Source organism: Clavibacter sp. (genome assembly GCF_014802555.1).
GTDB lineage: Bacteria > Actinomycetota > Actinomycetes > Actinomycetales > Microbacteriaceae > Clavibacter > Clavibacter sepedonicus.
In genome coordinates this window covers 1-8,897 of the sequence record NZ_JAAVCB010000081.1, presented here as the reverse complement: position 1 = coordinate 8,897, position 8,897 = coordinate 1, and the positions used below count along the sequence as shown (strand labels likewise).

Annotated in this window: 8 protein-coding genes; 3 read left to right on the top strand and 5 right to left on the bottom strand. The window is 73.7% G+C overall.

Features of this window, described 5'->3' with window-relative positions; all coding sequences use genetic code 11:
• Positions 1 to 44: 44 nt before the first annotated feature.
• The 3 genes from HDR73_RS09470 to HDR73_RS09460 all read right to left on the bottom strand — a co-directional run bounded on the left by HDR73_RS09470 (position 45) and on the right by HDR73_RS09460 (position 3,655).
• A complete protein-coding gene (locus HDR73_RS09470; RefSeq protein ID WP_041464258.1) occupies positions 45 to 1,124 on the bottom strand; it encodes a heparan-alpha-glucosaminide N-acetyltransferase domain-containing protein in 1,080 nt (359 codons plus the stop codon).
• 40 nt (positions 1,125 to 1,164) lie between these two features.
• Entirely contained in the window at positions 1,165 to 2,400 is a 1,236-nt protein-coding gene (locus HDR73_RS09465; RefSeq protein WP_041464800.1) for a multidrug effflux MFS transporter, read from the bottom strand.
• A 163-nt stretch (positions 2,401 to 2,563) separates the two neighbouring features.
• Positions 2,564 to 3,655, bottom strand: a complete 1,092-nt coding sequence (locus HDR73_RS09460) for an aminotransferase class V-fold PLP-dependent enzyme (protein WP_012297627.1) — start codon at positions 3,653 to 3,655, stop codon at positions 2,564 to 2,566.
• Positions 3,656 to 3,736: 81 nt separating this feature from the next.
• Here HDR73_RS09460 and HDR73_RS09455 point away from each other — a divergent pair, with 81 nt between their 5' ends.
• Positions 3,737 to 4,693, top strand: a complete 957-nt coding sequence (locus tag HDR73_RS09455; RefSeq protein ID WP_012297626.1) for a LysR substrate-binding domain-containing protein — start codon at positions 3,737 to 3,739, stop codon at positions 4,691 to 4,693.
• Between the two features lie 135 nt (positions 4,694 to 4,828).
• Positions 4,829 to 5,266: a MarR family winged helix-turn-helix transcriptional regulator gene (locus HDR73_RS09450; protein ID WP_012297625.1), complete on the top strand. Its 438-nt coding sequence runs from the start codon at positions 4,829 to 4,831 to the stop codon at positions 5,264 to 5,266.
• A 47-nt stretch (positions 5,267 to 5,313) separates the two neighbouring features.
• On the opposite strand, the gene HDR73_RS09445 is transcribed toward HDR73_RS09450, so the two are convergent.
• Positions 5,314 to 5,880: a GNAT family N-acetyltransferase gene (locus HDR73_RS09445; RefSeq protein ID WP_012297624.1), complete on the bottom strand. Its 567-nt coding sequence runs from the start codon at positions 5,878 to 5,880 to the stop codon at positions 5,314 to 5,316.
• Entirely contained in the window at positions 5,877 to 7,382 is a 1,506-nt protein-coding gene (locus HDR73_RS09440; RefSeq protein ID WP_012297623.1) for a GH1 family beta-glucosidase, read from the bottom strand. Before HDR73_RS09440 ends, HDR73_RS09445 begins: the two co-directional genes overlap by 4 nt.
• Positions 7,383 to 7,589: 207 nt before the next feature.
• On the opposite strand from HDR73_RS09440, the gene xylA reads away from it, so the two are divergent.
• Entirely contained in the window at positions 7,590 to 8,783 is a 1,194-nt protein-coding gene (xylA, locus tag HDR73_RS09435; protein WP_012297622.1) for a xylose isomerase, read from the top strand.
• Positions 8,784 to 8,897 lie beyond the last annotated feature (114 nt).

The following is an 8,897-nucleotide window of genomic DNA, read 5'->3' as shown; positions in this document are numbered from 1 at the left end:
GGGGCGGCCGCGCGCGACGCCCGCCCGGGATCCGGCCGACCCCTCTAGCGGACGCCCTCCGGGGCCCGCTCCCGGGATCCGCGCGGCGCGAGGTCCGACGCCCACCCCGCGACCGCGCCCAGCGCGCGCTCGAGCGGCCCGCGCCCGATGGTCCGCGTCCAGAGCAGCGAGAGCACGACCGTCACGAGGAGGAACGCCAGGTACGCGCCGTCGTCCGCGATGAGGTCGCCCTCGGGCGCGACGAGGTCGATCACCACGATGTGCACCGCGTACACGGTGAGCGCGAGCTGCCCCACCGCCTCCAGCGGCACCAGCACGGCCGGCAGGAGGGCGGCGACGCGCAGGCACAGGCCGATGACCGCGATGGCGAACCCGCCGGATCCCACGACCTCGAACGGCGACCCCTCGTGCGGCGTCGTCGACAGGATGAACTCCCACCCGGGCGGCGGCGCGGGCACGGCCGCCTCGACCAGCGCCGACCCGCCGTACGCCAGCACGGCGAGACCCGCGCCCACCGTCATGAGCAGCAGCTGCACGCGCGCGGAGCCGAGCGCGAGCCGGCCGATCCCGAGGCCCGCGATCGCGAACACCACCCAGGTGAGCGCCGGGTAGTGGCCGGTGACGACGAGGACCACGAACGGATCCGGCCGCATGAGCGCGCCGTCGAAGTGGATGGCGAGCGCGGTCGTCGCGACCGGCAGCGCGACGGCGGCGACCGCGGCGAGCGCGAGCAGGCGTGACGCCCGCCAGCGCAGCAGCGGCAGCACGGCCACGAACAGCACGGCGTAGACCTCGAGGATCACGGCGACGTACGTCTGCAGCGCCGCCAGCAGCCCGCCGAGGAGGAACAGGCATGCGGCGCGCACGAGGATCCTCAGGCGCACGCGCGCGAGGTCGCTCCCGTCGAGCGGCCGCTCGCGCCCCGACATCAGCGCGATGGAGAGCCCGGCCAGCGTGGCGAAGAGGATGGACGACCGGCCGTCGGCGATGGCGAGCCAGGTCGACGGCTCGTCGAGCTCGAGGGTGCGCGGCACCGCGACGTGCGCCGCCATCATGCCGAGGACCGCGAGCCCGCGCGCCGCGTCGACCCCCCGGAGGCGGGCCGGGTCGCGGGCGGGGCTCATGGCCTCACCCTACCCAGCGCTCCCCCGCGGCCCGCGGCCGTCAGTTGGTGAGGGCCGGCACCGTCCGCGGCTGGACGATGAGCCACATCGAGAGGATCGAGACGACTGCGCACGCGCCCATGACGACGGCCATGGGCACGCCCGAGGTGATGCCGATCAGGCCGACGATGGGCGAGATCGCGCCCGCGAGTCCGAAGTTCACCGCGCCCAGGAGCGATGCCGCCGTGCCGGCCTCGTGCCCGTGGTTGACGAGCCCGAGCACCTGCACGCAGGGGAAGCCGAAGCCGCACGCGAGGATGAAGAAGAACAGCGGGATCAGCGTGCCGAGGAGCCCGGCGTCGGTGAAGGTGCCGAGCAGCACGATCGTCGCCGACGACAGGAACTGCACGGTGACGACGCCCGCGAGGATCCACTGCGGCCCGATGACCTTCGTGAGCCGCGCGGCGATCTGGTTGCCGATCACGACGCCCAGCGAGTTGATACCGAACAGGATCCCGAACTGCTGCGCGTCGAACCCGTACACGTCCTGGAACAGGAACGACGAGCTGGAGAGGTAGGAGAACAGCCCCGCGAACTGCATCCCGCCGATGAGCGCGACGCCGACGAACACGCGGTCGCCCAGCACCGAGCGGTAGCGGCGGAGGAGCGTCCCCTTCTCCTCGATGCGCACGCGGTCCTTGGGCAGCGTCTCGACGATGAAGAAGGTGACCGCGATCACGACGAGGATCGCGTAGGCGGTGAGCGCGTAGAACACGCCGCGCCAGTCGACGAAGCGCAGCAGCTGCGAGCCGATGACGGGCGCGAGGATCGGCGCGAGCCCGGTCACGAGGGCGAGCCGCGAGAGCATGCGCACGAGCGGGCGGCCGCCGAAGAGGTCGCGCACCATGGCCATGGCGACGACGGCGCCGCCCGCGGCACCCGCGCCCTGGAGGATGCGGAAGACGAGCAGCACCGTGACGTCGGGCGCGAGCGCGGCACCGAGCGACGCCAGGATGTGCAGGCTCGTGGCGACGATCAGCGGCAGTCGGCGCCCCACGCGGTCGCTCCACGGTCCGACCACGAGTTGGCCGAGCGCGAACCCGACGGTCGTGCCCGTGAGGGTGAGCTGCACGGCCGCGTCCGAGACGCCGAACTGCTCCTTGATCACCGGGAAGGCCGGCAGGTAGAGGTCGATCGTGAACGGGCCGAGGCCGACGAGGGCGCCCAGCACGATGATGTAGACGATGCGCTCCCGGCGGGAGAGCGCGTCGCCGGGGTGGAGGACGGCAGACGACACGGAGCGTTCCTTCGAGATGAGGGGGGCGCGGGGCGCCGGAGGACTCAGGGCGCGCGGATGGCGCGCCTCGATGTCCAACTGCCATGCGCCCGGCTTATTCCCAGCCGAGGGAATCCCAGCGCGTCGGCGCGTAAGGCGCCGCAGCGTCAGGCGGCGCAGCGGGTCAGGCGCGCAGCGCCCGGACCACGCGTTCCACGTCGTCCTCGTCGTTCCAGAGGTGGAAGGCGATGCGCGCGCGGCCCGCGCGGCCCGAGGCGACGATCCCCGCGGCGCCCAGCCGGGCGAGGTCGGCGCCGTCCGCGTCCGGCCACGTGACGATGGCCTGTCCGCGCGGCTCGATGCCGAGCCCCGCGCTCACGAGGTCGCCCAGCTCGACGTTCCTCCGGTGCACGGCGTGGAGGTCGAGGCGCGCGAACAGCGCGATCGCCGGAGCCGCGCCGACCCACGCGCCGAAGGCGGGCGACACGTCGAACGCGCGCGCGTCCTCGGCGAGCGCCATCGCGGGTCCGTAGCAGGACGCCCACACGTCGGCGCCCGCGTACCAGTTCGCCTGCACGGGCACGAGCGTCCGCCGGTAGCGGTCCGACAGCGTGAGGAACGCCGCGCCGCGCGGTGCGCAGAGCCACTTGTACGCGTGGCAGGCGGTGGCGTCGAACAGGCTCGCGTCGATCGGCATGGCGCCGGCCGCCTGCGTCGTGTCGCAGAGGGTGAAGGCGTCGTGGATCCGGGCGGCCTCGCGGATCGCGGCGACGTCCGCGACCCGGCCGTCGGCGGACTGCACGAGTGAGAACGCCACGAGGTGCGTGCGCGGGCCGATCTCGCCCGCGAGCTCCTCGAGCGGCACGTGCCGCACGACGACGCCGCGCGCCTCCGCCACGACGAACGGGTAGGTGAGCGAGCTGAAGTCGCCCGACACGCACAGCACCTCGGCGCCCGCGGGCACGGCGGCGGCGAGCACGCTCACGAAGGAGGCGGTCTGCGAGCCCACGGCGACGGATCCCACGGGTACGCCCACGAGCGACGCGTACGACGCACGCACGCCCTCGACGACGCCGCCGTAGCCGTGCGCGGTGGATCCCCCGGCCGACCAGGTCGTGAGGTCGGCCCGCAGGCGCTCGACCGTCGCGCGCGTCGGCAGGCCCATGGTGCAGGCGGAGAGGTAGCCGGGCCCGGCCTCGAACAGGTCGCGGAGGTCGGCGGGCAGCGGCGCCGGCGCGGCGTCAGCGGGGGCGGGCGTCGGGTTCCGGGTCGGCATGCCTCCAGCGTGCCGAGCACGGATCCATCGAGCAAGAGCCCTCCCGGTATGCGTCCCATAACCGCACGTTATGATCCGCGGATGACCGACGCGCCCTCGACCGCACGCGACCTCGACTCGGCGGCCCTCGCCGCCGTGCACGCCCTGGCCGTGCGGGGGTCCATCACGGCCGCCGCCGCGGCGCTCGGCGTCAGCCAGCCGGCCCTGTCGCAGACGCTCCGCCGCCTGGAGGCGCGGATCGGCGTGCCCGTCACCGCGCGCGCCGGACGCGGCGTCGTCCTCACCGAGGCCGGCCGCGTCCTCGCCCGGCACGCCGAGACCGTGGTGCACGCCATCGACGCGGCGGCCGACGAGCTCGACGACCTGCGCGGCCTCCGGGCCGGCACCGTGCGCGTCGCGGCGTTCCCGTCCGCGTCGTCCACGGTCGTGCCGCGACTCCTCGGCGGTCTCGCGGCGGCGCATCCGGGCCTGGGGTTCGGCTACCTCGAGGCCGAGCCGCCCGAGGCCGTCGCGGCGGTCCGCGCCCGCGAGGCCGACGTCGCGGTCACCTTCGCGTACCCGGACGACCCGGACGACCACGCCGCCCGCTCCCTCGACGACCTCGATGCCCGGCCGCTCTGGCGCGAGACGCTCTGGGCCGTGCTGCCGGAGGCGCGGGCGCTGCGGCACCGCGGCCCGCTCGCGCTCCGCGACCTCGCCGACGACAGGTGGATCGCGGGCTGCGTCCGGTGCCGCCGCCACCTCGTGAGCGCCTGCGCCCGCAGCGGCTTCGCGCCGGCCACGTCGTTCGAGACGGACAACGCGGCGGCGGCCGTCGGCATGGTGCAGGCGGGGCTCGGGGTCGCGCTCCTGCCGTCGCTGGCCCTCGCGAGCGCGCCGCTCCCCCGCGGCGTCGTGCGGCGGCGGATCTCGGGCGTCGGCGAGCGCGTGGTCCACGTCGTCACGGCGCCGGGCGGATCCGCCTCGCCCGCCGCGCACGCCGCCGTCCAGGCGCTCGCCCGACTCCGCGTGGGCGACTGGGAGCTCCGCCGCGCGTGACCGCCCGGTGATGACGCGCGCCTCCGCGCGGGCTGTACGTGCGATCCCCGGTCGCGCCGCTGCTCGATCTCGGGAGTAGCGTCCGAAGAGATCAGGCCGTCGGGGGACGCGTCTCGCAGACGGCCAGGAGGACACATGACGGACCACGACGGAGCTCTCCTCGACCGCGACATGGGGCTGCTGCTGGCGGCCGCGTCCCGGGCGGTGATCTCGCTCTACAGGCCGTTGCTCAAGCCGTACCACCTGACGCACCCGCAGTACCTCGTGATGCTCGCCCTGCAGGAGAAGGACCCCCGTCGGGCCGGCGACCTGAGCGACGCCGTGCAGCTCACGCCCGGCACGCTGTCGCCGCTATTCAAGCGCCTCGAGCTCCTCGGCTACATCACGCGCCAGCGCGACCTGGCCGACGAGCGCCGCCTCCTCATCGCCCTCACGGAGCGCGGGCGCGGCATCCTGCCCGACCTCCTGCGGGTCGCCGAGCGGGTGCACGACGATGTCGTCCGGCGCAGCGGGGCCGACCCGAGCGCCCAGGCGCGCCTGCGGAGCATGACCGAGCTGCTCCTCGACGCCTGAGCGGCGACGCCTGAGCGCCGACGGCGCCGCCCGCGGGACGACCAGGCTCAGCGCGCCCCGTCGACCACCCGCTGCCAGAGCGTGTGGTCGCGCCACTCGCCGTCGATCCGCAGGTACGCCGGCGCGACCCCGATGGCCGCGAACCCGGCGCGCGTGAGCACCTCCTCGGATCCGCCGTTCCCCACCAGCGTCGACGCCTCCAGCCGGTGCAGCCCGGCGGCCCGCGCGATGCGCACCGCCTCCCGGGCCGCCGCCGTCGCGAGGCCGGCGCCCTGCCGCTCCCGGTCGATCCAGTAGCCGAGGCTCGCGCTCTGCGCCGCTCCGCGCTTCACCGCGAAGAGGTCGCAGCGGCCGATGACGCGGTCGCCCTCCACGATGAGGTACGGCAGGCCGGATCCGGTCGCGCGCTCGGCGACGCGCCCCGCGAGCTGCGCCCGCTGCCCCGCCGACGTGAAGAACGCGTCGGTGCGCGCCGGCTCGAACGGGCGGAGGTGCTCCCGGTTCGCGCGGTACGCCTCGGCGAGCGCGGCCGCGTCGGTGATCCGCGCGGGCCGCATCACGACGCCGTCGGCGAGCGCCGCCCGCTCGTCCGTGCCGGGCGGGGGCCCGCTCACGCCCCGGGGCGCACGTGCCGCTCGGGGCGCGCGTCGACCGCCGGGATGGCGCGGTCGGCGATGAGCCGCGCGTACCAGAGCGCACTGTCCTTTGGCGTCCGCTCCTGCGTCGCGTAGTCCACGTGCACGATGCCGAACCGCTTCGAGTACCCGAAGGCCCACTCGAAGTTGTCCATGAGCGACCACACCTGGTAGCCGCGGAGGTCGACGCCGCGGGCCATCGCCCGGTGCGCGGCGGCGAAGTGCCGCGACAGGTAGTCGATCCGCTCGGGGTCGTGCACGGCGCGCGTGCCGGCGTCGTCCACGGACACCTCGTCGTCGAAGGCGGCGCCGTTCTCCGTGACCATGAGCGGCAGGTCGGGGAACTCCTCGTGCAGCGACACGAGCAGGTCCTCCAGGCCCTGCGGCTCGATGTTCCAGCCCATCGCCGTGTACGGGCCGGGCTGCTCCAGGAACTCGACGTCGTCGGTGCCGGGGAACGGGGTCGCGGCCACGTCGCCGTGGATGGAGGTGCCGCCGCCGGCGACGGCGCCGTCCCGCATCCGCACCCGGCTGGTGTTGTAGTAGTTGACGCCCAGCAGGTGCAGCGGCTGGCGGATGAGCTCGGTGTCCCCGGGCAGCACGAACGACCAGTCGGTGATCCCGGCGGTGTCCGCCATCACGTCCGCCGGGTACCGGCCGTGCAGCAGCGGGTCGAGGAACACGCGGTTGCCCACGCCGTCGACGCGGCGCACGGCCTCCGGACCCGTGTCGCCTTCGCCGCGGATCACGTGCAGGTTGAGCGTGATGGAGAAGCGCGCGTCCGCCGGCACGACTTCCTGGAGCGCGCTCACCGCGAGGCCGTGCGCGAGGTTCAGGTGGTGCACGGCCTGGAACGAGGCCTCCGCGTCCGTGCGGCCCGGCGCGTGCACGCCGGCCGCGTAGCCGAGGTACGCCGAGCACCACGGCTCGTTGAGCGTGGTCCAGGTGCCGACGCGGTCGCCGAGCGCCTCGCCCATGATCCGCGCGTAGTCCGCGAACGCGTACGCCGTGTCGCGGTTCGTCCAGCCGCCCTCGTCCTCGAGCGCCTGCGGCAGGTCCCAGTGGTAGAGCGTCGCGATGGGGGTGATCCCCCGCGCCACGAGCCCGTCGACCAGCCGCCCGTAGAACGCGAGGCCCTCGACGTTGGCGGGCCCGCGACCGGTCGGCTGGATGCGCGGCCACGCGATCGAGAAGCGGTACGCCTCGAGCCCGAGCGCCTGCATCATGTCGAGGTCGGACTCGAGCCGGTGGTAGTGGTCGTCGGCGACGTCGCCCGTGTCGCCGTCGAGCACCTTGCCCGGCGTGCGGCTGAACGTGTCCCAGATGGAGGGGCCGCGCCCGCCCTCGTCGACCGCGCCCTCGATCTGGTAGGCGGCGGTGGCGGATCCGAAGAGGAAGCCGGGAGGGAACTCGAGGCCCTCCCCCCGGTCGTCGGCGGGGTCTCCGCTGGATCCGGCTGCGGCGGGCGATGCGTCGGTCATGGGATTCGGGGACCTCTCCGTCGGGGTGGGCGGCCGCCCGACGGGCGCTCGCGCGCACGACGGCCTCGGCCTCCCGCCATCCTGCCCGGGCCCCGGCGACGCGTCCAGCCGACCGCCCCCCGCGGCCGTGTCGGCGTTGCGCGCGAGCCGCCCGCCGATTAGGTTGTAGCTAGCAACAAATCACCGACGACGCTGACAGGAGACACCATGGCGCTCACCCCCACCCGCGAGGACAAGTTCTCGTTCGGACTCTGGACCATCGGATACACGGGGGCCGATCCCTTCGGCGGCCCCACCCGCTCCGACCTCGACGTGGTCGAGGGCGTCGAGCGCATCTCGGAGCTGGGCGCCTACGGCCTCACCTTCCACGACGACGACCTCTTCGCGTTCGGATCCACCGACGCCGAGCGCCAGACGCAGATCGACCGCCTCAAGGGTGCGCTCAGCGACACCGGCATCGTCGTGCCGATGGTCACCACGAACCTCTTCTCCGCGCCCGTCTTCAAGGACGGCGGCTTCACCTCGAACGACCGCGCCGTCCGCCGGTTCGCGATCCGCAAGGTGCTCCGCAACATCGATCTCGCCGCTGAGCTCGGCGCGAAGACGTTCGTCATGTGGGGCGGCCGCGAGGGCGCCGAGTACGACTCCGCGAAGGACGTCCGCGGCGCGCTCGAGCGCTACCGCGAGGCCGTCAACCTGCTCGGCGACTACGTCACCGACAAGGGCTACGACATCCGCTTCGCGATCGAGCCGAAGCCCAACGAGCCCCGCGGCGACATCCTGCTGCCCACCCTCGGCCACGCGCTCGCGTTCATCGAGACCCTCGAGCGCCCCGAGCTCGTCGGCGTGAACCCCGAGGTCGGCCACGAGCAGATGGCGGGCCTCAACTTCACCGCCGGCATCATGCAGGCGCTGTACCAGGGCAAGCTGTTCCACATCGACCTCAACGGCCAGCGCGGCATCAAGTACGACCAGGACCTCGTCTTCGGCCACGGCGACCTGCAGAACGCGTTCTCGCTCGTCGACCTGCTGGAGAACGGCGGCGTGGGCGGCGGCCGCTCCTACGACGGCCCGCGCCACTTCGACTACAAGCCCAGCCGCACCGAGGACATCACGGGCGTGTGGGACTCCGCCGCCGCGAACATGCGCATGTACCTGCTCCTCAAGGAGCGCGCGCAGGCGTTCCGCGCCGACCCCGAGGTTCAGGAGGCGCTCGCCGCCGCTAAGGTCGCCGAGATCGACACCCCGACGCTCAACGAGGGCGAGTCCTACGACGACATCCTCGCGGACCGCTCCTCGTACGAGGACTTCGCGGCCGACGAGTACTTCGACGCGAAGGGCTTCGGCTTCGTCCGCCTCAACCAGCTGGCGCTCGAGCACCTGATGGGCGCGCGCTCCTAGATGTACTCGGCCATGACGTTGGTGACACTTCGGGGCGTGTGAAGAGGCCTCCTGGCTTGATGGAGCTGTTCAGTTCAACCATCGCCAGGAGGCCTCGATGTCCCACGGTAATGC

What these genes read in the sequence shown, in the direction of transcription:
- HDR73_RS09470 (WP_041464258.1), bottom strand. Translation starts at nt 1,124, where the DNA reads ATGAGCCCCGCCCGCGACCCGGCCCGCCTCCGGGGGGTCGACGCGGCG.
- HDR73_RS09460 (WP_012297627.1), bottom strand. Translation starts at nt 3,655, where the DNA reads ATGCCGACCCGGAACCCGACGCCCGCCCCCGCTGACGCCGCGCCGGCG.
- HDR73_RS09455 (WP_012297626.1), top strand. Translation starts at nt 3,737, where the DNA reads ATGACCGACGCGCCCTCGACCGCACGCGACCTCGACTCGGCGGCCCTC.
- HDR73_RS09450 (WP_012297625.1), top strand. Translation starts at nt 4,829, where the DNA reads ATGACGGACCACGACGGAGCTCTCCTCGACCGCGACATGGGGCTGCTG.
- HDR73_RS09440 (WP_012297623.1), bottom strand. Translation starts at nt 7,382, where the DNA reads ATGACCGACGCATCGCCCGCCGCAGCCGGATCCAGCGGAGACCCCGCC.
- xylA (WP_012297622.1), top strand. Translation starts at nt 7,590, where the DNA reads ATGGCGCTCACCCCCACCCGCGAGGACAAGTTCTCGTTCGGACTCTGG.